18 protein-coding genes and 1 pseudogene are annotated in these 21,005 nt (G+C 74.4%); 8 read left to right on the forward strand and 11 right to left on the reverse strand.

The window, feature by feature from the left end:
* The first annotated feature begins 76 nt into the window (after positions 1-76).
* Both MQV74_RS04100 and MQV74_RS04105 read left to right on the forward strand, forming a co-directional pair.
* Positions 77-2,191, forward strand: a complete 2,115-nt coding sequence (locus MQV74_RS04100; protein WP_242714638.1) for an ATP-binding protein — start codon at positions 77-79, stop codon at positions 2,189-2,191.
* A 164-nt stretch (positions 2,192-2,355) separates the two neighbouring features.
* On the forward strand, positions 2,356-3,135 hold the full coding sequence (locus tag MQV74_RS04105; RefSeq protein ID WP_242714639.1) for an SDR family oxidoreductase: 780 nt from the start codon (positions 2,356-2,358) through the stop codon (positions 3,133-3,135).
* Positions 3,136-3,274: 139 nt separating this feature from the next.
* Here the strand turns inward: MQV74_RS04105 and MQV74_RS04110 are convergent, their stop codons facing one another.
* On the reverse strand, positions 3,275-3,499 hold the full coding sequence (locus MQV74_RS04110; protein ID WP_374120583.1) for an SDR family oxidoreductase: 225 nt from the start codon (positions 3,497-3,499) through the stop codon (positions 3,275-3,277).
* On the opposite strand from MQV74_RS04110, the gene MQV74_RS04115 reads away from it, so the two are divergent.
* On the forward strand, positions 3,490-3,780 hold the full coding sequence (locus tag MQV74_RS04115) for a LysR substrate-binding domain-containing protein (protein WP_308402233.1): 291 nt from the start codon (positions 3,490-3,492) through the stop codon (positions 3,778-3,780). The genes MQV74_RS04110 and MQV74_RS04115 overlap by 10 nt on opposite strands.
* A 50-nt stretch (positions 3,781-3,830) precedes the next feature.
* On the opposite strand, the pseudogene MQV74_RS04120 reads toward MQV74_RS04115, so the two are convergent.
* The 3 genes and pseudogenes from MQV74_RS04120 to MQV74_RS04130 form a co-directional block, all read right to left on the reverse strand.
* Positions 3,831-4,157: pseudogene (locus MQV74_RS04120) on the reverse strand (hypothetical protein); the annotation flags it as partial.
* A 15-nt stretch (positions 4,158-4,172) separates the two neighbouring features.
* Positions 4,173-5,018: an alpha/beta fold hydrolase gene (locus tag MQV74_RS04125; RefSeq protein WP_242714640.1), complete on the reverse strand. Its 846-nt coding sequence runs from the start codon at positions 5,016-5,018 to the stop codon at positions 4,173-4,175.
* Positions 5,015-5,611, reverse strand: coding sequence for a TetR/AcrR family transcriptional regulator (locus tag MQV74_RS04130; RefSeq protein ID WP_242714641.1), 597 nt, complete (start codon positions 5,609-5,611; stop codon positions 5,015-5,017). The genes MQV74_RS04125 and MQV74_RS04130 overlap by 4 nt, the downstream gene beginning before the upstream one ends.
* A gap of 356 nt (positions 5,612-5,967) precedes the next feature.
* Here MQV74_RS04130 and MQV74_RS04135 point away from each other — a divergent pair, with 356 nt between their 5' ends.
* Complete coding sequence (locus tag MQV74_RS04135) at positions 5,968-8,010, forward strand: alkyl/aryl-sulfatase (protein WP_242714642.1); 2,043 nt, start codon at positions 5,968-5,970, stop codon at positions 8,008-8,010.
* Here MQV74_RS04135 and MQV74_RS04140 read toward each other — a convergent pair.
* Both MQV74_RS04140 and MQV74_RS04145 read right to left on the reverse strand, forming a co-directional pair.
* Positions 7,968-8,792: a hypothetical protein gene (locus MQV74_RS04140; RefSeq protein WP_242714643.1), complete on the reverse strand. Its 825-nt coding sequence runs from the start codon at positions 8,790-8,792 to the stop codon at positions 7,968-7,970. The genes MQV74_RS04135 and MQV74_RS04140 overlap by 43 nt on opposite strands.
* Positions 8,793-8,814: 22 nt before the next feature.
* A complete protein-coding gene (locus tag MQV74_RS04145) occupies positions 8,815-9,645 on the reverse strand; it encodes a hypothetical protein (protein ID WP_242714644.1) in 831 nt (276 codons plus the stop codon).
* A 192-nt stretch (positions 9,646-9,837) separates the two neighbouring features.
* Between MQV74_RS04145 and MQV74_RS04150 the strand changes: the two genes are divergently transcribed.
* Positions 9,838-10,863, forward strand: a complete 1,026-nt coding sequence (locus tag MQV74_RS04150) for a zinc-dependent alcohol dehydrogenase family protein (RefSeq protein ID WP_242714645.1) — start codon at positions 9,838-9,840, stop codon at positions 10,861-10,863.
* Here the strand turns inward: MQV74_RS04150 and MQV74_RS04155 are convergent.
* Entirely contained in the window at positions 10,860-11,816 is a 957-nt protein-coding gene (locus MQV74_RS04155) for a helix-turn-helix domain-containing protein (RefSeq protein WP_242714646.1), read from the reverse strand. The two genes, MQV74_RS04150 and MQV74_RS04155, sit on opposite strands and share 4 nt — an antisense overlap.
* A 131-nt stretch (positions 11,817-11,947) precedes the next feature.
* Between MQV74_RS04155 and MQV74_RS04160 the strand changes: the two genes are divergently transcribed.
* Positions 11,948-13,177 carry a hypothetical protein gene (locus MQV74_RS04160; RefSeq protein ID WP_242714647.1) on the forward strand — a complete coding sequence of 410 codons (1,230 nt, stop codon included), beginning with the start codon at positions 11,948-11,950 and terminating at the stop codon, positions 13,175-13,177.
* A gap of 38 nt (positions 13,178-13,215) precedes the next feature.
* Here MQV74_RS04160 and MQV74_RS04165 read toward each other — a convergent pair whose 3' ends face one another.
* On the reverse strand, positions 13,216-16,533 hold the full coding sequence (locus MQV74_RS04165) for a BTAD domain-containing putative transcriptional regulator (RefSeq protein WP_242714648.1): 3,318 nt from the start codon (positions 16,531-16,533) through the stop codon (positions 13,216-13,218).
* Positions 16,534-16,682: 149 nt separating this feature from the next.
* On the opposite strand from MQV74_RS04165, the gene MQV74_RS04170 reads away from it, so the two are divergent.
* Positions 16,683-18,194 carry an FAD-dependent oxidoreductase gene (locus MQV74_RS04170; protein WP_242714649.1) on the forward strand — a complete coding sequence of 504 codons (1,512 nt, stop codon included), beginning with the start codon at positions 16,683-16,685 and terminating at the stop codon, positions 18,192-18,194.
* Positions 18,195-18,342: 148 nt separating this feature from the next.
* On the opposite strand, the gene MQV74_RS04175 is transcribed toward MQV74_RS04170, so the two are convergent.
* Positions 18,343-18,738, reverse strand: coding sequence for a GNAT family N-acetyltransferase (locus MQV74_RS04175; RefSeq protein WP_242714650.1), 396 nt, complete (start codon positions 18,736-18,738; stop codon positions 18,343-18,345).
* Between the two features lie 99 nt (positions 18,739-18,837).
* Here MQV74_RS04175 and MQV74_RS04180 point away from each other — a divergent pair, with 99 nt between their 5' ends.
* Positions 18,838-19,770: a bifunctional helix-turn-helix transcriptional regulator/GNAT family N-acetyltransferase gene (locus tag MQV74_RS04180; protein WP_242714651.1), complete on the forward strand. Its 933-nt coding sequence runs from the start codon at positions 18,838-18,840 to the stop codon at positions 19,768-19,770.
* Here the strand turns inward: MQV74_RS04180 and MQV74_RS04185 are convergent.
* Complete coding sequence (locus MQV74_RS04185; protein WP_242714652.1) at positions 19,763-20,518, reverse strand: helix-turn-helix domain-containing protein; 756 nt, start codon at positions 20,516-20,518, stop codon at positions 19,763-19,765. The two genes, MQV74_RS04180 and MQV74_RS04185, sit on opposite strands and share 8 nt — an antisense overlap.
* A 32-nt stretch (positions 20,519-20,550) precedes the next feature.
* Positions 20,551-20,769, reverse strand: a complete 219-nt coding sequence (locus MQV74_RS04190; RefSeq protein ID WP_242714653.1) for a hypothetical protein — start codon at positions 20,767-20,769, stop codon at positions 20,551-20,553.
* Positions 20,770-21,005: the final 236 nt, after the last annotated feature.

Raw genomic sequence — 21,005 nt, forward strand, 5'->3', positions numbered from 1 at the left:
GCTATCACCAAGACCTCGCGGACGGAGATCCGCAGCGGGAGAGGGGGGGGCGGTCGCGATGACAGGAGAGCGGCGGGTGGGGAACCTGCCGGAGGAGACGGACTGGCTGGTCGGGCGGCGCGCGGAGCTGGCGCAGGTGGCCCGGCTGTGCCGGAGGTCCCGGTTGGTGACGGTGAGCGGGGTCGGGGGCGTGGGCAAGACCCGGCTGGCCCGGCGGGTGGCGGCCGGTCTGCAACCGCAGTTCGCAGACGGGGCGTGGTGGGTGGACTTGTCCCCGCTGAGCGACGGAAGTGGCCTGCCGTATGCGATCGCCGAGGCACTGGCGCTGGTCGACCAGACGACCCGGCCGATGCTGGAAGTGGTCGCCGAGCACCTGGCCGGGCGGGAAGCGCTGCTGGTGTGGGACACCTGCGAGCACCTCATCGAGGAGTGCCGACAGGCGGCGGCGTCACTGCTGACAGTCGCGCCGGGGCTGCGGATCCTGGCCACCAGCCGCCGCCCGCTCGGCCTGCACCTCGAGGATGTGCTCGGTCTTGACCCGCTCCCGGTCCCCGGGGCTGACGGGGACGGCGGAAGCGAGGCGGCGGACGCATTGGTGCTGCTGTCCGGCCGGGCCGCGCAGACCGTGCCCGGCTTCGCCGTCACCGACGCCAATCGCCTTGAGCTGGCCGCCCTGTGCCGCCGTCTGGAGGGGCTGCCGCTGGCCCTGGAGCTGGCCGCGGCCCGCCTGCGCGAGATGCCTGCGGCCGAGCTGAACAAGCGGCTGGACGACCGCTACGCCATCCTCGGCAACACCGAAACCGAGGACTGCCAGGCCGATCCGCCCTGGCACCAGGCGCTGCGCACCGCGATCGGCTGGAGCCACGAGCTGTGCAGCCCGGCCGAACGCCTGGCCTGGGCACGGCTGTCGGTGTTCGCCGGCACCTTTGACACCGAGGCCGCGAGCCAGGTCCTGGCCGATGAGCGCCTGCCCGCCCAGGAGGTGCCTGGTCTCCTGGCCGGTCTGGTGCGGGACTCGATCCTTCAGTGGGTGCCCACCGGGGCCGGGGAGCGGTTCCGGATGCTGGACACCCTGCGCGACTACGGTGCCTTCTGGCTGCGCGGCCTGGGTGAGGAGGAGGTGCTGCGCCGCCGCCACCGCGACCACTACCTGGCCCGGGCCCGGGCCGCAGATGCCGCCTGGATCGGGCCCGAGCAGATCACCTGGTACGAGCGGACGGTCGCCGACCACGCCAACCTGCGGACCGCGCTCGACCACTGCCTCGCCGAACAAGACGGGCACGGCGCACTGGAGCTGGCCGGGGCGCTGTGGTTCTTCTGGTACGCCTGCGGCTTCCCCAAGGAGGGCCGCCACTACCTGGACCGCGCCCTGGCCCTTCCCGCGGCCCCCGGGCCCGCCCGGGCCAAGGCAGTATGGGCCAGCGGCGTCGTCGCCTTCGTCCTGGGCGACACCGAGGCCACCCTCCGCCTCGCCCACGCATTCCGGGCGGCCGTGGCCGAGGCAGCCGACAAGACCGCCCCGGTCGCCGCAGCCTTCCTGGAGGGGGTTGGCCTCACCCTGCGCGGTCAGCAGAGGCAGGCCGCCGAGGTGCTCGACGCGGTGCCGCACACCCGGCCGGCCGGCGGCCAGTACGACGCGGCGTGGTTCCTCCTGCGGGGCACCCGGGCCTTCACCCACAGCCTCTACGGGCAGTTCGCCGACGCCCTGACCGTCGCCGACGAGCTGTGTGCCGAGTGCGCCCGGCACGGCGAGGTCCATATCCGCGCCTGGGGCGACTATCTGCGTGCCCTCGCCGCCCTCGGGCTGGGACGGGCGGCGCAGGCCGCAGCCCATGCCCGCACCGCCCTGGACGGCAAGCACCGCCTGCACGACAGCATCGGCATCGCCCTGACCCTCGACGTGCTCGCCTCCGCAGCCGTCGCCTGCGGCCCCACCGAACAGGTCCCCCGGATCCTCGGCCTCGCCGAGCAGATCTGGCACACCCTCGGCACCCCCCAGCTGGGCTCACCCGAACTCGTCGCCGCCCGCACAGCGTGCGAGCACCAAGCCCGCCGCCTCCTCGGGAACGACGTCTACCAGGCCGCGTTCGACGCCGGGTACGACACTGACTTGAACTCCGGCATCGCCGAAGCTCTCACCTCCTCCGGCACATCCCCGCACGCTCCCGCACCGCCCGGCCCCACCGGCTGACCGCCCGCGTCTTCCCCATGTCGCCGTAGACGGTCACGGCCTCGTCCGCGGCGCCTCCGGCATGCCCCGGTCGGCGAAATTCGTCCTGCCCCGCATCCCGGTACGGCCCTTAGGCTGAGTCGCTCTCGGGTCCGGCCGGGTACTTCGCGAGGGAAGAGGCGTTCATGGGGGAACTGGACGGCCAGAGCGCACTGGTGACGGGCGGCTCGCGCGGTATCGGGCGCGCGGTCGCTGTGCGGCTCGCCGCCGAGGGGGCGCTGGTCGCGGTCCACTACGGCGGCAACGACGCGGCCGCTGCGAAGACCGTGGCACGGATCGCCGAGGCCGGCGGCCGGGCGTTCACGGTGCGGGCCCGCTTCGGCGAAAGCCGTGCGGTGCAGCGGCTGTTCGACGGGCTCACCACCGAGCTCGCCGATCACGGTGCGGACGGCCTGGACATCCTGGTCAACAACGCCGGCATTCACTCGGCCAGTTCGATCGGACAGCTCACCGAGGAGGAGTTCGAGCGGCTGCTGGCCATCAACGTGAGCACGCCCGTCTTCGTGATCCAGCGGGCACTGCCGCTGCTGCGGGACGGCGGGCGGATCGTCAACATCGGCTCGGCCTCCACCCGGATCGCGGACCCCCACCAGATCGGCTACACCCTCACCAAGGCGGCGCTGGCCGCCCTTGGCCCCTCGCTCGCCAACGAACTGGGCCGACGCGCCATCACCGTGAACACGGTCGAACCCGGAGTGGTGCTGACCGACATGACCGCCCACTACGCCAAGGTTCCCGAGGCAGTGGCCGGACTCGAATCGATCACCGCGCTCGGACGGATCGGCGAGCCGGAGGACGTCGCGGACGTAGTGGGCTTCCTGGCCGGACCGCGGGGGCGCTGGGTGACCGGCCAGACCATCGACGTCTCCGGCGGCACCTACCTCGGACCGATCACCCCCGGATGACCTGCCACGGGCGCAGCGCGGACAACGCCCTGGCGGCCCAACCGCAGGGGGCGCGCGGCCTGTTCGCAGCGGACGCCACTCCACCCGAGGTCATGGGGCGCTATGTCCTTGACATGGCTGGAGGTTCTGACACAGGCAGTCACCAGTACGGCCTTCGGGACCGCTTCGCCGACCTCTGCTGGGCCTTGTAGCCGCCGTCGACGTTGAGCACGGTTCCTGTGACGCAGGGCGCGGCCGGTGAGGCGAGCCAGGTGAGAGCTTCGGCGACCTCGGTGGGGCGGCCCGTCCGGTTGACCGGCTGGAGGGCGGCCTCGCACCACGTGCCGGCCTCGATGGCGGTGCTGAGGATGTCCCGTGGGCACACTCAGCACGGCCCGCGTCGGGGTGCACGCGCAAGGTGGAGAGGTCGCGCCGGAGCCCCTCACCGCGCTGGGGCTCGTGGCGTCCGGGTTCGGCAGCGCCTTCGTCCGGAAGAGCATGCTGCACGGCCACCTGCCGGGCATCACCGTCCGCGAACTGCCCTGGTTCCAGCGGTCCGTTCCCCTGTGGACCGTGTGGCACCGGACCGATCTGCGCCCGGTCGTCGCGGCATTCCGTACGACCGTCCTGGCCGCCGGGGCCGAGGACGCCGGGCCCCGGGGCTGACCTTCGGGAACAGCGCCGACGGGCGCGCCGCGCAGCCGCGTGTTGAGCCGGGCGGCCCGGCGCGTGAGGTGGATCGCCTCGGCGGAGAGGTCGACGGCGCCGGAGTGGCCCTCGTTGAAGACGCGGTAGAGCACGCGCAGGACCGTGGCGACGTCACCGGGCCTGGCGAACCGGACGCCGGAGACGGTCCGTTTGGCCCTGCTGATCCTTCCCCAAACTCTCGGCTTCGCTCGAGCAGGGGAGACCCCACTGCCATGGCCGCCTCGGGCACCAGGTACGCCTGGGCGATCTGCCGGGTGAACAGGCCGCCGACCGCGCGCAGCGTGAGCGCGACGGCCGAGGCCGGGGTCAGGGACGGGTGCGCGCAGGAAGTACAGCTGGAGCGTGTCGGCCTAGGCGTGGAGCGCCTCGTGGAGGAGGGCGCCGAACGCGCGGGGGTGCGTGGTCAGGCCCGTGTGCCCGCCCGGGAAGCGCAGCAGGTCGGTGCCCAGGCGCTCGGCCAGGTGGGCGGTCGCGCGGTGGGGCAGTTCGCCGGGCGAGTCCTGGCCGCCCGCGAGCACGAGGCGGTCCGCCAGGGCGCGCAGCCGGTCCACATCCGGGGTGTGGGACATGAACGACGGCACGATGCGCGTGACGAAGTACGGCAGGTCGGCCATCGTCCGCTCGGCCCGCGCGGCCGCCTGGGGCGGCAGTGCGGGCGGCGCCTGGGGCGCGGCCTTCGGCGCGGCGGCGGCACCCTTCGTGAGCCCGGCGGCGAACACGGTCATGGCCGCCATCAGCCCCTCGGCGTGGAAGGTCTTCTGTACGCGGGCGATGAGCGCGCGGTGCTCGGCCGCGTCGGGCAGGAGCTCCACCAGCGGCGGCTCGTGCGCCACGAGGCGTTCGACGCGCTCCGGGTGGGTGCTGAGCAGGTGCAGGGCCGCGATCGCGCCCGAGCTGGCGCCGAAGACCCGGGCGGGCTCGACGGGCGAAAGGCGTGCGAGGAGCCGGTGGGCGTCGTCGGCGTGCTCGGCCACGTGCTGCTCGGCGCCCGGGTCGTCCAGCGGGCTGCGGGACATGCCGCGCGGGTCGTAGGTGGCCACGGTGTGGTCGGTGGCCAGGTCGTCCGCGACGCCGTCGAAGGCGGCCGCGCCGCTCGTCCCGCCGGGTATGAGCAGCAGGAGCGGGCCGTGGCCGCGCACTTCGTAGTGGAGGGTCGCGCCGGGCACGCGCAGGCTGCCGGTGGTCGGTCCGGTCATCGGGGGTCGTCTCCTTCTCGGGACGGGGGCCAGTGCTCCAGGAGGGCGTGCAGGGCGTCGAGGGCACGCTCCCAGGTCCGCTGCGGCGACCGCTCGTGCGCGAAGCCGCCCGCGGCCTCCAGGGCGACGAAGCCGTGGAAGGTGCTGCGCAGCACCCGGACCGCGTCGGTCAGATCGGGCTCGGCGAGGCCGTAGCCGCGCAGCATGCCGTACGTCAGCCCGACGGCGCGGCGCGGTCCTGCGGCCCGGGCGGCCAGTTCGGGGTCGATGGGGATCGGGGTCTGTGTCGCCGTGTAGCGGCCGGGGTGCGCGTGGGCGTACTCCCGCCAGGCGTTGGCGAACGCGATCAGCGCGTCCTTGCCGGAGCGCCCGGCGGTCGCCTCCGCGATGCGGAGGGTCTTCTCGTCCGCCGCGAGGAGCGCGATGCGGCCGCGCAGGTCCTCCAGGCTACGGACGTGCGAGTACAGGCTCGCGTCCTTCACCCCGAGTCGCCGCGCGACCTGCGACATCGTCACGCGGTCCAGGCCGACCTCGTCCGCGAGCTCCGCGCCCGCCCTCGTCACCGACTCCGCCGTGAGCCCTGCCCGCACCATGCGCCCTCCCGTTTCCTAGGGGTCCTAGTTTTAACCTAGGGCTCCTAGGATGGCAAGCGGAAAGCCTTCCCTTTCCGGCCCGCCTCGCACCGGCCCGGCGTGGACACGCGGCCCACCGGGAAGCCCGCGCCCGCGCCTTGCGCCCGGCGGATCCCGGGGCGCGGCGGCACGCCCCACCCGAGCGGACCGGCGGGGCACCTTCCAGCCAGAGTCATCGCCGCCCGCTCACGCTCAGCAATCAACCCCTTGCTCACCGTTCAGGGATCTGACTAGCGTCCTTCGCCTACGGGGCGCGCCCCGCGCCGACTCCCGTACGCGCGCCACGCCCTCACCCCCAACCCCGAGGAGGCAGCCGCATGCCCCAGCCCGTCGAGGTGTCCTCGTCCGTCGCGGAAGCGAACCGCGCGCAGGGCGTCCAGCAGGACGCGGACGACTTCGAGGACGCCACGCGCGGCCATCTGGCGATCCCGCCCCTCCCCGCCGTCCCGGCCCGCGCACCCGGCGGGGCACCGGTGTGGGACTTCGCGGGATCCGCGTTCCTGCACCGCAGCGACACACCGCCGCCCTCGGTCAACGCGCACCTGTGGCGCCGGAGCCGACTCGCCGCCCTCGCCGGTCTCTTCCTGGTCGCGCGCACGCCCGAGCACGCCCTCTACCAGGTGCGCGGCTACGACCTCTCGAACATGACGATCGTCGAGAGCGCCACGGGCATCGTCGTGCTCGACCCGCTGGCCAGCTACGAGACCGCGCAGCACGCCCTCAAGCTCTACCGCGACACCACGGGAAGCCGAAAGCCCGTCGTCGGGGTCCTCTACACCCACAGCGACGTCGACCACTTCGGCGGCGTACGCGGCCTCTTCGACGAGCGCGGCGGCGAGGTGCCCGACATCCCGGTCATCGCCCCCGACGGCTTCCTGGAGCACGTGGCCGGGGAGCAGCTGGGCGCGGGCCCGGCCGTGGCGCGCCGAGCGGCGTACACGTACGCCGCCGGGCTCGACAAGAATCCGTACGCGCAGGCCGGTTCGGGGCTCGGCCTGACCGTCTCCACCGGTGAGGTGACGCTGATCCCGCCCACCGTCAGCGTGGGCGATGCCGGCCACGGGCCCGTGCCGCGCGACCAGTGGTCGGCCGAGGACGTCATCCCCTGGCGGCCGGGCCTGTACCGGCACGTCGTGGGCGGCGTCCGGATCGTCATCCAGCGCGGCCCGCGCGCCACGGACCCGGCGGCCATGAACCTCTACTTCCCGCAGCTCAGAGCCCTGTGCATGGCGGACAGCGCGGCGCACGCACGGACCGGCGGGCGGGTGCGCGACGCCCACACCTGGTCGCGCCGCCTCACCGAGGCCGTGCAGTGCTTCGCCGGGCACGCGGAGGTCGCCTTCGCCCCGCACCACTGGCCGGTGTGGGGCCGGGAGAGGATCACCGAGCTCCTGAGCGTCCAGCGCGACGTGTACGCCTACCTGAACGACCAGACCCTAAGGCTGATCAACGGGGGCAGGAACGGCCCGGAGATCGCCGAGGAGCTGAAGCTGCCCGCCGCCCTCGCGGACCACTGGTACACGCGCGGCCGCCACGGCCCGGTCGGCCAGGACGCGAAGGCCGTCCATCAGCACTACCTGGGCTGGTTCGACGGCAACCCGGCGCACCTGTGGACGTATCCGCAGGCCGAGGCGGGCCGCCGGTACGTGGAGGTGATCGGCGGGCCCGACGCCGTGGTCAGCGCGGCGCGCAAGGCCTATCAGCAGGGCGACCCGCGCTGGGCCGCCGAGCTGCTCAACCACGTCATCTTCGGCTGCCCCGAGCGGAGCGGCCCGGCCAGGCGGCTCCAGACCAAGGCCCTCAGCCAGCTGGGCTACGGCGCGGAGAGCGGCACGTGGCGCAACCTCTGCCTCAGCGGCGCCCGCGAACTCGCCGTCGGTGTACGGCAGTACGCCCGCCGGGCCACCGGCGACCTCATCGGGAGCCTCAGCGTCGAGCAGTACTTCGCCGCGGTGGCCCGCCGCCTCGACGGCCCCCGGGCCGCCGACGAACAGCGCTCCCCCCTCGTCCTGCGGTGGCGCGTCACCGGTGCCCCCGAGCAGGAGTGCACCACCACGCTGCGCCACGGCGTACTGGTCCACGTGCCGGGCAGGGACCGTCTCGCGGGCACCCCGCAGGCGACGATCGCGCTCTGCCGGGCCGCCCTCGACGACCTGTGGCTCGACGGACCGGACTTCCGGCGCAACTTCACCGCGGCGGTCGAGCGGGGCGAGATCGTGCTCGGCTCTGCGGATCAGCTGCCGTACGCCGAGGCGGTGTTCGCGTACGTCACGGCTCCGGACCCGGGGTTCCCGCTCGCGGCCCCGGCCGTGCCGCGTCAGGCCCCGGCGCCTCCGAGGGCGGGCAGGAACTGGTCGTAGAAGTCCGTCTTGAGCCGCAGGGAGCGCTCCTCCATCTCCTGGAAGCCGTCGGACGAGGGCTCGCGGGCGAGCAGTTCGCTCAGGCGGCGGCCGAGGCGGTCGGCGTGGGTGGTGGAGAGCAGGGAGACCCGGGCCAGCGGGTTGGCCTTCGCGTCGTGCGAGTGGTGCGGGTAGTAGAAGCGCGAGCGGTTCTCGCCGCCCTGGGTGAGCAGGGGGCCCATGCGTTCCCAGAGGCGTCCGTACTCGACGGACACGAGGATCTCGCCCCAGAAGCGCAGGAGCGTCAGCATCCGCACGTCGGCGTCCGGCTCGGCGCCCGCCTCGGCGATCATTTCGAGGGAGTCGAGGATGACCTTCCGGGTGGTCGCCGAGGGCTTCGACGTGACGATTCTCCGCTGGGGGATGCCCAGTTGACGCAAGTCCTCGGTCATGTCCTCGCGGTGCGACCGGGTGTGGCCGTGGCTGTCGGGGTACTCCTCGCGCAGGATGACCCGGGCGATCCGCAGGCTCGCCTCGTCGCTGAGGAGGTCGATGGCCAGGTCGTAGCAGGGGGTGAACGCGAGGGACACGAAGCGGCGTTGCAGCAGGACCTCGGCGAAGGCGTCGTCCGGAAGGAGCGCGATGTTCGCGAGCACCGGGTGCTGGTCGAACCGCTCGACCAGGGCGTCCTCGAAGGCGTCGAGGCGGTCGAGTCCGCCCGCGGCGCCCGGCGCGCCGAGCACGCCGGTCACGGCCGCCGCCCCGTCACGTCCCGCACGTCGGTTCGATCCGTTCTGCTGCATGGCCGTGCTCTCTCTTCCGGGGTCACAGGTTGATCCTTCCGACGGATCCGCGCCAGTCGCTCATGTCCACGGCACAGCCGATGCTCCAGAGCGTGTCCACCTCGCGCTGCACCTCCCTGCCCATCACGGTGGCGCAGCCCTCGATCTCCATCTGGGTGGAGCGGATCGCGAGCCGTCCGTGCAGGAACGAGCTCACCAGGTAGTGCTCGTCGGCCTTGTAGACGGCGACGGACGGCAGGGAGTTGTACACGCGCACTTCGAGGCGGGCGCGGTCCTCGTCCCCGGCGTCGTGGACCAGTGAGGCGAGCGTGGACAGGCACTGCTCGATGTTGGCCCGGACGTCGCCGTCGCGGGCGGGGTCCCGCACCGTGCGCAGGGCCTCGCTGCGCAACCCGGCCACCGGCGACGACGGGTGCAGGAGCAGGACGCGCACCCGCACCTGGCGCTCCACGATGGCCTTGCGCAGACCGCGGTCGAACTCGTCGAGGTTCGGTATCCACGTCTGCAGGATGGTCACCTCGCGCGTCGCGCCGTCCACGAGCGTGGCGAACCTGTCGTCGGGGAACCGCTCGTGCACCCGCACCACACCGGCGTAGTGCCGCTGCCTCAACTCCCGTGCGAGGGCATCGATGTCGAGCTTGGACAGCTGCGCGTGCACGTCGTCGAGGACCTTGAGCCGGTCGAACTCCAGGAGCAGGAAGAGCGTGACGGTGCTCAGGATGAGCAGGGTGACCTTGGGCAGGGTGCTCCCCGGCGCCAACTCGTCCAGCCAGCCCAGCAGATCGGCGAGCACCACCACGATGCCCGCCCCGGCCATCACGGCCAGCGCGATCCGCTCGGCCCGATAGCGCATGCCGCCCCGCATCCCCCGCTCCCACCTGCCGATCCGCGCCGTCGGCGACGATGCTAGCCGGGGGGCGGGGACTACGGAGGGCGTTCACGTAGTACGACGACCATCGAAGTTTGACAGTCGTCGTACTTTCGGCTTGGGTGATCCACGGTGCCGCACGGCGCGGTGCCTCAACCGGGGGAAGGACGGCGCGTGATGGCCAGGACGGTGCGGTTCCACGAGTTCGGCGGGGCTGATGTGCTGCGGATCGAGGACGTGGAGATCGGTGCGCCCGGCGCCGGTGAGGTGCTGATCCGCGTGGACGCGATCGGGCTCAACCGCGCCGAGGTGCTGTTCCGCGGCGGCCACTACATCGAGACGGTCAGGGAGTTCCCCGCGCGGCTCGGCGCGGAGGCGGCGGGCGTGGTCGAGGCCGTCGGCACCGGGGTGACGGGCTTTCGGACCGGCGACGCGGTCAGCGTGGTGCCCGCCTTCTCGATGAACGACTACGCCGTCTACGCCGAGCGCGCGCTCGTCCCGGCGGCCGCGCTGCTGCACCGCCCCGAGGGCCTCGACGCGGTCGCGGGCGCGGCGGTGTGGATGCCCTATCTGACGGCGTACGGAGCCCTGGTGGAGGTCGGCGGGATGCGCGCCGGGGACACCGTCGTCCTGACCGCGGCCTCCAGCAGCGTGGGCCTCGCCGCGATCCGGATCGCCCGCAGGGTGGGGGCCGTGCCCATCGCCACCACCCGCACCGGCGCCAAGAAGGAGGCACTCCTCCAGGCGGGTGCCGCGGCTGTCGTCGTCACCGAGGAAGAGGACGTCGTCGAGCGGGTGCGCGCGCTGACGGACGGCCGGGGCGCCGAGTTCGTCTTCGACGCCATCGCCGGTCCGGGGGTGGTGGACCTGGCGAAGGTCATCGCGCCCGGCGGCACGCTCTTCCTGTACGGGGCACTGAGCGGCGAGGTCACCCCCTACCCCGGCTTCGACCTCGGCATGCCCGCGCTGAACATCCGCACCTACACCCTGCACGAGCTGACCACCGTGCCCGAACGGCTCCGCCGCGCCGAGGCGTTCGTCGCCTCCGGCCTCGGCACGGGCGCCTTCGAGCCCGTCGTGGACCGCACCTTCCCGCTGACGGAGATCGCCGACGCGCACCGCTACATGGAGGCGGGCCGCCAGGTGGGCAAGATCGTCGTGACGGTGGACGGACACGAGGGCGGCGGGGGTCCCACCGCTTAGCCGCTCCGGACGGAGCCACCGGGCCGGGCCGGGGCCGGGGGCGCCCCGCGGTGCGGGGCCTGAGGCGCTCCGCTCGCCGAGGCCGTCCGGAAGTCCCCGGGCGTCCACCCCGTCGTCCGGTGGAAGAACTTCCCGAAGTTCGCCGCCTCGTCGAAGCCCAGGCGGCGCCCGATCGCGGCGGCGCTCAGATCGGTGTGGACCAGGAGCCGCTTGGCCTCCAGGGCCACCCGCGCGTCGATGACGACCTTCGCGGGGCGCCCGGTCGCGGTGAGGCAGGCCCGCGTGAGCGTCTTGGGCGTGGTGGCGAGGCGGGCGGCGTACGCCGCCACGGAGCGTTCGGCGGCGAAGCCCTCCTCCACGGCCGCGCGGAAGCGGCCGAAGAGCTCGCCCGGGCCGGGCGGGACGGGCTCGCCCTCCGGCTCCGGCAGCAGTGCGATCCGCAGGAGCAGCGCCGCCAGGGTGTGGCGCAGCAGATCGGTGCCGAGGTCACGCGCCCCCCTCTCGTAGGTGTCGTGGGCGCCGGCCAGCAGCTCGGTGAGACGCGTGAGGTCCCTGAGGTCGGTGCCCCGCGTGCGCCAGTGCGCGGCGGCGAAGGGGTCGTCGAGGAGCGGGCCGGTCCGCAGGGGCGGCGGGAAGTCGGGCGTGAACAGGACGAGGCGGGCGCGCAGCCCCGGCTCACGGGCGTGGGCGTGGACCTGGCCGGGCCTGATCCACAGCAGGGTGCCGGGGCGGCAGTCGTGGCCGACGAAATCGACCATGTGGGTGCCGTGTCCCCGCGTGACCAGGACGAGCAGGTGGAAGTCCAGGCGCTGCGGTCCGGCGCCGCCCTGCTCGGGCGCGTGGGCGCGCTCCTCGGCGAGGGTCCGTACGTCGATGCCGAGGGCCGGGCAGTGCGGGTTCCGGTAGCTGATGTCGCTGATCGGCGCCGCAAGGGGTTGTCCGTTTTTGACCATGGCTGCTCCCGAACATACCTCGTGTTCCGGGTGGGGCGCAGGGAGTGTGGAGGGGTGCCGGAAAGCCCTCCCTCCCGCAACCGGGAGGACGGCCGGACGCCTTCCCCCTGGTATCGCCCACGGAGGCCGCGATGACCCTGACCTCGCTCTCCCCTTCCGCCCCGCCCCGGGCGCCCGCCGTGCGCGGCCGCCTCCTGCTGGTGGCGCTCGGCGCGGCCCCGGCCGTCGTGCTGCGGCTCGGCGGGGCCGAGCCCGGCCCCGTCGTGGGCATGCTGGTCTTCGGCCTCGGCGTGCTCGCCGCCGCCGTGCTCCTGATGTGGGCCGCGGAGACCGCGCGCGCCGACATCTCCGGCGCGCTCGCCCTGGCGCTGCTCGCCTTCATCGCCGTCCTGCCGGAGTACGCCGTGGATCTGTACTTCGCCTACACCGGTGGCAGCGACCCCGCCAACGCGGCGTACGCGGCGGCGAACATGACCGGCGCCAACCGGCTCCTGATCGGTGTGGGCTGGCCCCTCGTCGCCCTCGCGGGCTATCTGGCCGCCCGCAGGAGCGGGGCCCGCCCGGCCGTCGCGAGCACCACGCTGGGTGCGCACCGGCGCGTGGACATCGGCTTCCTCGCCGTGGCCGCGGTGTTCGCCTTCGTCCTGCCCCTGACACGGCAGATCGCCTGGTACGTGCCGCTGCTCATCATCCCCTGGTACGGCTTCTACCTGTGGCGCGTCGCCCGTTCGGGCCCCGGTGACGACGAGGAGTTCACGGGCGTGCCCGCACGCCTCGCCGCGCTCCCCCGGCGTCGGCGCAGGCTGACGACCACGGCGCTGTTCGTGGCCGCGGCCGCGGTCATCTTCGCCGCCGCCGAGCCCTTCGCCACCTCACTGATCTCGGCGGGCAGCTCCCTCGGCGTCGACCGGTTCCTGCTGGTGCAGTGGGTCGCGCCGCTCGCCACCGAGGCGCCCGAGCTGATCGTCGCGGTCGTCTTCGCCTGGCGGCTGCGGGCGGACGACGGGCTCGGGGCGCTGCTCTCCAGCAAGGTCAACCAGTGGACGCTGCTGGTCGGGCTGTTGCCCGTGGCGTATCTCGTGGGAGGCGGCGGCTTCGGGATGCCGCTCGTGGGGCGCCAGGTGGACGAGGTCGCGCTGACGGCGGCCCAGACGGTGCTCGCCGTCGTCATCCTGCTGGACCTGCGCTTCCGCCTCTGGGAGGCGGCCACGCTCTTCGGCCTCTTCGCCGCCCAGTTCCTGCTCCCCGCGGAGAGCGCCCGCCTCGTCCTGACCTACGTCTACCTGGGCCTGGCCGCCGTCCTCCTCGTGCCACGGCTGCGGCACGCGGGGCCGTCACTGCGGGCGATCGGCGGCCGGTGAGCGACCGCCGCTGTGGCCCACGTCGTTCCTGGCGGCCCTCACGCGTCCCGGGACAGCCGCGCCGGATCGACCCGGGCCAGGGCCGCGGCCGTGTCCAGGCGCCAGCCGCTCTCGTACGCCGCGGCGAAGCGCTCGGCTCCGAGCTCCGCTCGGCCGCGGCCGCTCAAGCCGCTGACCTGGGGGTTGGTGGGGTCGTGGGCGCCGCGCAGCCGGGCCGCCGCGCCGAGCAGGACGGCGGCGTCGGCGAAGCGCCCGCGCAGCGCGGCGAGGCCCGCCACGGGCACCGCCACCATCGCCACGACCGGCATGTCCCGGCTGCCCACCGCCATGGCGTACGCCCGGTCCAGTGCCTCTTCGGCGCCGGGGTCGTCGCCGAGTGCGAGGCAGAGCGCGCCCCGCAGGGCACCGATCACGGCCTGGCCCTGGTCGCCGCCGAACAGGACCCGCTCGGTGAGGGCGGCCTCGATCGACTCGACCAGGTCGCGCGCCCGGGGCAGCGCTCCGGTGCCGATCGACAGAGCGGCTTCCCAGGCGTCGAGCAGCAAGGCCGTCCTGGGCAACGCCGAGCGCAGCACGCGCTCCCGGGCCACGGCGATCGTCTCGGCGGCCCGCGCGGTCTCGCCGAGCCGCACGTACAGGTCGCTCAGGCGCATCTCGACGAAGACCTCGTCGGTGAGGCTGAGCGAACCGAACGCGCGAGCCAGCCGTTTGGCCTCGTTCAGGTCGGCCAGGGCGCCGTCGAGGTCACCGTCGTACTGCCGCGTCATCGCGCGCAGAGGCAGCGCCCTGGCCAGGCCCCAGCGGTCGCCCGCCCGGGTGAGGCACTCGAGGGCGGCCCGCACGTCGCCGCCCACCTCCTCGAAGCGGCCGTCGTTCTCGGCGAGATGGGCCCGCGTCAGACGGGCCGTCCCGGCCGTCCACGCGTCGGGCGCCTCGGTCAGCTCTTCAAGGACCGTGACGGGCACCTCGGTCCCGACGAGAGGGGCGAGGCCGACCACGGTCAGGACGCCGCAGAGGCCCGGCAGGTCCGGACGGCTCAGCAGCTCCGGGCGGCTCAGCAGGCGGCCGACGAGCGCCCGCAGTCCCGCACGCCGCTCCTCGGCCCAGTGGCCGACCCGCTCCCCGCCCCGGGGGACGAGGGTGTTGAGCACCAGCAGCCCTTCGGCGACGTCGCGGCGCACGCTCGGCTCCTCGGCCGGCAGGGCGACCGCCTCGGCCAGCCAGTAGGCCGCGTCGGCGTGCCGCCCGAGCATCTGCCAGTACCAGGTCAGGTCCAGGGCGAGGGTGAGCGCGCTCGCGGCGTCGCCGGTGGCGCAGAAGTGACGCAGGGCCGCGAGCACGTTGGCGTACTCGGCGTGCAGCTCGTGCAGCGCGTCGAGCTGCTCGGCGCCGCGGAGCAGCGGGTCCTGGCGGGCGGTCCACGCGGCGAAGTGGCGCGCGGCGAGGTCGCGCACGCCGGTCAGGGCGCCCTGCTCGGCCAGCCGTTCCTGGCCGTACTCACGCAGGCTCTCCAGCATCCGGTACCGGCCGGTGTCCGGCGCGAGGTGCAGCAGCGACCGGTCGACCAGGCCCGCGAGCAGCTCCGGGACCTCGGCGGCGGGCACCGCGGTGCCCGCGCAGACCGCGGCGGCCGAGGCCGGGGTGACGCCGCCGGGCAGGACCGAGACGCGCTCCGCGACCGCGCGGGCGTCCGGGCCGAGCAGGTCCCAGCTCCACGCGATGACCGCGCGCAGCGTGCGGTGCCGGGGCAGCGCGGTCCGGCTGCCGGTGGTGAGCAGCCGGAACCGGTCGGAGAGCCCGGCGGCCAGGCCGGTCAACGAGAGCGTGCGCAGCCGGGCCGCGGCCAGTTCGAGGGCGAGCGGCATGCCGTCCAGGCTGCGGACGACGCGCAGCACGTCGCCGAGGTTGCCCTCGTGGACGTCGAACCCGGGCCGCACGGCCGCCGCCCGCTCGGTGAACAGGCGCACCGACGGCGCCCGGCGGACCTGTTCGGCCCCCTCGTGCGGCTCGGGCAGGGCGAGCGGGCCGAGCGGGACCAGCGCCTCGCCGTCGACCGCCAGGGGTGCGCGGCTCGTGGCCAGGACCCGCAGCGCGGCGCAGCGGGTCAGCAGCGCCGTGACCAGGTGGGCCACGGCGTCGATCAGGTGCTCGCAGTTGTCCACCACGAGCAGGCTCTCGCGGCCGTCCAACTGGTCGGCCAGTACGTCGAGTTCGTCGAGTCCGTCGGCGGGTTGGCCGCGCAGCCCGGCCGAGGCCGCGAACAGGGCCGAGCCGCGCAGCCCGATCGCGGCCAGCAGGGCAGCGCCTACCTTCGCGGGCTCGGTGACGGAGGCGAGGTCGATCAGCCACACGCCGTCGGGATACGCGTGCCGCTGGCGGCGGGCGGCCTCGACCGCCAGGCGCGTCTTGCCCGCTCCGCCGGGACCGAGCACGGTCACCAGGCGTCCGGTGGCGAACAGGGCGTCGATCCGGGCCAGGTCGTCGTCGCGGCCGATGAAGCTGGTCAGCGGCGCGGGCAGATTGCCGCGCCGACTTCGGGTGGTGTCGGGGGCGGGCCGCTCGGCGCGCAGCAGCGACAGGTGGCGTGCGCTCAACGCGGCGCCCGGTTCGGTGCCGAGGGCGTCGGCCAGGCTCTCGCGAACCCGCTCGTACAGGGCGAGGGCGTCGGCCTGGCGCCCCTGGGCGGCGAGCGCGTCCATGAGGAGCGCGGCGGCGCGCTCGTGGACGGGGTGCTCGGCGAGCAGTGTGGTGAGGCGGGCGGCGGCCGCGTCGGCACGGCCGAGGGCCAGTTCGGCGTCGGCGAGGTCGGTGACGGCCTCGGCCGAGGCGTGGGCCAGCCGGACCGCGACGGCGGGCGCCACCGCGGCGACGGCCGCGGGTTCCGTGCCGGGGCTCTCGCCCCACAGCGCCACGGCCTCGCCGAGCAGGCTCGCCGCGCCGGGAAGGTCACCGGCACGCAGGCGGTCGCGGCCCGCACCGGCCAGCTGTTCGAAGCGCAGCGCGTCCACGTCGGCCGCGTCCACGGCCAGGTGGTAGCCGTCCGCGAGCCGCGTGACGGCACCGGCCGAACCGAGGGTCCGGCGCAGCCGCGACACGAGGGCCTGCAGGGCGTGGCCCGGACCGGACGGCGGCTCCTCGGCCCAGATCGCGTCGATGAGGGCGCTCGCCTCGACCGCGTGGCCGCCCGCGAGGGCGAGTCGTGCGACCAGGTCCCGCGACCGGGTACCCGGCACGGGCAGGACCGCGTCGCCCCGGCACACCTGGAAGGCACCGAGCAGCGTCACACGGAGCCGCGTGCCGCTCGCGGCGCGGAGCCGCGCCTCCGTCGTGACACGACGCCGCGTCCCCCCGCTCATCCTCCGATCCTCACACACGCGCCGACGGTCCCTCACATCAGGGCCACGCCCGTGCGCCCGCTCGTCAGCGCCGCGTGTGCCCTGTGTGAGGGGCCCTCAGGAGCCTTGGCACGTCGCCGGAAACCGCCTTCGGACAGAGGAGTCTCGTCATGCACGACGTCCTGATCGTGGGCGCGGGCCCGGTCGGTCTCTTCCTGGCCTGTGAACTGGGCCTCGCGGGCTGCTCCGTGCTGGTGCTCGAACGGGAGCCGGAACCCGGATCGCCGTGGCGGGCGCACCCCCTCGGGTCGCGGGGCCTGTCCCCCGGGTCGGCCGAGGCGTTCCACCGCCGCGGCATGCTGCACCCCTTGCTGGAGGCGTCGGGCGTCCACGACCAGGGCGTCGACGCTGACGGGCCGTCACCTCCCCGTGGCGTGGGCCACTTCGCCGGGATAGTGCTCGATCCGGCCGGGGTCGACCTCGCCGCCCTGCCGTTCCGGCTCCCCGGGCCCGCGGCGGACGGCCTGTTCACGAACCTCGAAGCGGTCGAGACGGTGCTGGCCGAGCGGGCGGACAAGCTCGGCGTGGAGGTCAGGCGGGGCGTCACGGTCACGGACGTCGTACAGGACGACGAGAGCGTGGTCGCGCACACCGGCGAGCAGGCGTACGCGGCGCGCTGGCTCGTCGGCTGCGACGGCGGGCGCAGCGCGGTGCGCGGCCGCGCGGGCTTCGCGTTCGTGGGCACCGAGCCGCAGTTCACCGGCTACGTCATGGTCGCCGAGGTCACCGGCCCCGACGAGCTGCCCCGGGGGGTCCATCTGACGCCGCAGGGCATGTACCTCCGACTGTCCGACGAGCACATCGGCATGATGGACTGCGACGGCGGCGCGTACGACCGGACCCGGCAGCCGACCGCCGGCCACCTCCAGACGGTGCTGCGGCGCCTGTCCGGCACCGGTGTGACGCTGGGCGCCGTCCGTCAGGTCTCGACGTTCACCGACCGGGCGATGCAGGCGACGACGTACCGGCGCGGGCGCGTCCTGCTCGCGGGGGACGCCGCGCACATCCACTCCCCCGCCGGCGGCCAGGGGCTCAACCTCGGCATCGGCGACGCCATGAACGTGGGCTGGAAGCTCGCGGCGTCCGTGCGCGGCCACGCGCCGGACGGGCTCCTCGACACCTACACCCGCGAACGGCATCCGGTCGGCGCCCGGGTGCTCGACTGGACGCGCGCCCAGGCGGCGGTGATGAGGCCGGACCCCCACGGCTGGGCGCTCCGGGAGGTGCTGCGCGACCTGCTCGCGACCCGTGACGGCACGACCCGGGTGTTCGAGCGGATGTCGGGGACGTCGATCCGCTACGACCTCGGCAGCGAGCAGCCGCTGGTCGGCCGCAACGCCCCGGAGTTCCGTCTTGAGGACGGCACTTTCCTCGGCGAGTTGCTGCGGGACGGACAGGGCGTCGCGCTCGATTTCAGCACCGGCCGCCGTCTGCGTGCCGCGGCGGCGGGCAGACGGGGCCGACTGCGGTACGCGTCCGGGCCCGCGCGGAACGACCTCGGGCTGGACGCCGTGCTCGTCCGGCCGGACGGCGTCATCGCCTGGGCGGGCGCCCGTGACTTCGGCCCCGAAGACCTCGAAGGATTCGAGCGGGCCGCCGACAGGTGGTTCGGCCCGTCGTGACACCAGGAAGCGGTACGGCGGAGTGGCGCGCCGACCTGGCCCCGGAGGTCCGGGCCGTGGGGGGACTCGCCGACAGGTGCAGCGCCAACTGCTGCGTGCCGACCGCAGCCTGGCTGCGCCCGATCGCGTGGCCGCGTCCGTGGGTCCTTCAGAGGGCGATGAGCCCCGCGGGCGTGGGCCGGAACCCGCAGGCCTCGAAGTAGAACGGCCCCAGCTCGTCGTCGAAGTCGACGTGCAGCCACTCGCACCCGGCCGCCCGGGCGTGCCGGGCGGCCTCGGCGACGAGCCCGGCGCCGACCCCACAGCGCCGCCGACCCGTGGCGACGACCGTGTCCAGGACGAAGGCGTGCACGCCGCCGTCCCACGCCACGTTCACGAAGCCCACCAGGTCGCCGCCGTCGCGCGCGCAGACCCAGCCGAGGCTGTGGCGGTGCACCTGGCCGAGCCAGTCGAGGTCCAGGACCGGGTGACCGAAACCCTCCGCGTGCAGCGCGTTGACGGCCGCGTTGTCGAAGTCGCCCCGCCACTCGTACGTGATCGTCATGGCGCCGAGACTCTCACGTGCCGCCGGACCGGCCCCGCCGAGCCCCCGAACCTCACCGTTCCCCCGTCTCGGCACGGCTCCCCTGACTAAAGTCAGAGAATGGCTGACGACGCACAGATCGCCCGAGTACGCCGCTTCAACCGCACCGTCACCGAACGCGTGGGCGTGCTCCACGACCACTACCTGGGCCTCGACCGGCCCATCGGAGAGGCCCGGCTGCTGTGGGAGATCGGTGAGGACGACGACGGGCAGGACGTGCGGCGGCTGCGGGAGCGGCTCGGGCTCGACTCCGGGTACCTGAGCCGACTGCTGCGCGCCCTCACGGACGACGGGCTCGTGGCCGTACGGCCGAACCCGCTCGACCGGCGGGTCCGCACCGCCCGGCTCACCGCCGCGGGCCGCGCGGAGCGCGCCCTGCTCGACCGGCACAGCGACACCCTGGCCGGGACCCTCCTCGAACCGCTCAACTCCGCGCAGCGCGGCAGGCTCGTCGCCGCGATGTCCGAGGTGGAGCGGCTGCTCACCGCCGCGACGGTCGCGCTCGACGCCGTCGACCCCGGCCACCCGGACGCCCGTTCCTGTCTGACGTCGTACTTCGCCGAGATGCAGGAGAGCTTCGAGACGGGCTTCGACCCGGCGCTCAGCCTGCTGCCCGACGCGGGGGAACTCCGGCCGCCCCACGGCGTGTTCCTCGTCGCGCGGCTGCGCGGCGAACCCGTGGGCTGCGCCGGTCTGAAGCTGCCCGCCGACGCGCCCGCGGAGATCAAACGCATGTGGGTGGCGCCGCACGTGCGCGGCCTCGGGCTCGCCCGCCGGTTCCTGGCCGAGCTGGAGGACCGGGCCGCGCGGCACGGCCACGACCGGCTGCGCCTGGACACCAACAAGGCCCTGACGACGGCGATCGGCCTGTACCGCGCCTACGGCTTCGATGAGGTCGCCGCCTTCAACGACGAGCCGTACGCCCACCACTGGTTCGAGAAGCGGATCACCGGGCCCGCCCCCGAGGAGGCTCCCGGGCGGCGGCTCACGTAGACCTCGCGCACGGGCGCGGCGCCGGCCGGGCCACCGCGGGCACCGGCGCCGGCCGGAACAGCGGCATGGCCAGAGCCACCGGAGGGAACGCGCGCGGCGCCCCCGCGGCCCGTCGCGGCGCCCCGGCGGACCGGGTCCCGTCGCGCGGGCCCGGGCGGCCGTGGGCGTGGGTCCGGAGGGCGCGCTCGGCGGCGTGCAGCACCTCGCAGTGGCGCTTGACGCGCTTCCAGGCCTGGCACCACTGTTCCCACGCGCTGCCCGTCACGTCGCACACGTGCAGGAAGGCGTAGAGCTGCTGCAGGTCGAACATGGACGTGCCCGCCAGCATGCGCCGCACCGTGCTGTGCGGCAGTTCGCCGTGGTCCCCCGCACGGTGCTCCATCTCGTCCATGGGCATCGCCCCGGCCTTGTAGTAGAGCTGCTGCAGGGCGTGGATCAGCTCGCCCTTGTCGTACACGCGGTCAGGACGCGGCACGCGCGCGCCCGGGTTCCGGTGCCGGTGCTCGGCGTAGCGGGCCGCGCGCCACAGCCTCCGGGCGTGGGTGACCGAGGCCCCGCAGGCCCGCGCGTACGCCTCCACCACCGGGAGGCGGGGGATCCGGGTCCCGGTGGTGGCCCGCGAGAACGTGGTGTCGGAGAAGGCGTGCGCGGAGCGTCCCGCCAGCTCCCGGTGGGTCAGGCCCGCCGCGTGCCGCTGGGCGCGCAGCCACTCCGCCAGCTCCTCCAGGCGCGCGTTGGCGGTGGCCACCGGCCGCTCCGGGCGCCCCACGGCCGCCCCGGTCACCGCTCGGCCGGCGCGAGCGGGGCGCGCCGGGCCAGCTGGGCAGCGACCACGCCCGCGGCCGTCAGCGCTTCGGCGATCACGACGACGGGCAGTCCGGCGAGGGCGAGCGCGGCCCCGAGGACGAGCACCACGACGACGATGACGGTCTGCTCACCGGTGGGCCGGGCCGGGGGCGTGGGGACGACGCACGGCAGGCGTCGACGCGACTTGTCCATGAACTACCTCTGGATCTCGGAGTGCTGATGTTCCCGGGCCCCGCGCCACGGAGGGTACGGGGCCAACTGCGCAACGGGCGCACGCCCGTTGCGCAGCATGGTGGCACCGGATCCCGGCCCTCGCCGGAGTTGATGCATCCCCGCCCCGCCTGCGCGACACCGCCCCCTCGCCCCGCGGCCGCCGACGCGCCTGTCGGGCCTCGGACGACCTGCGCGGATGCCGTGCGCCGGAACGC

Source organism: Streptomyces sp. AN091965 (assembly GCF_022698285.1).
Taxonomy (GTDB): Bacteria; Actinomycetota; Actinomycetes; order Streptomycetales; family Streptomycetaceae; genus Streptomyces.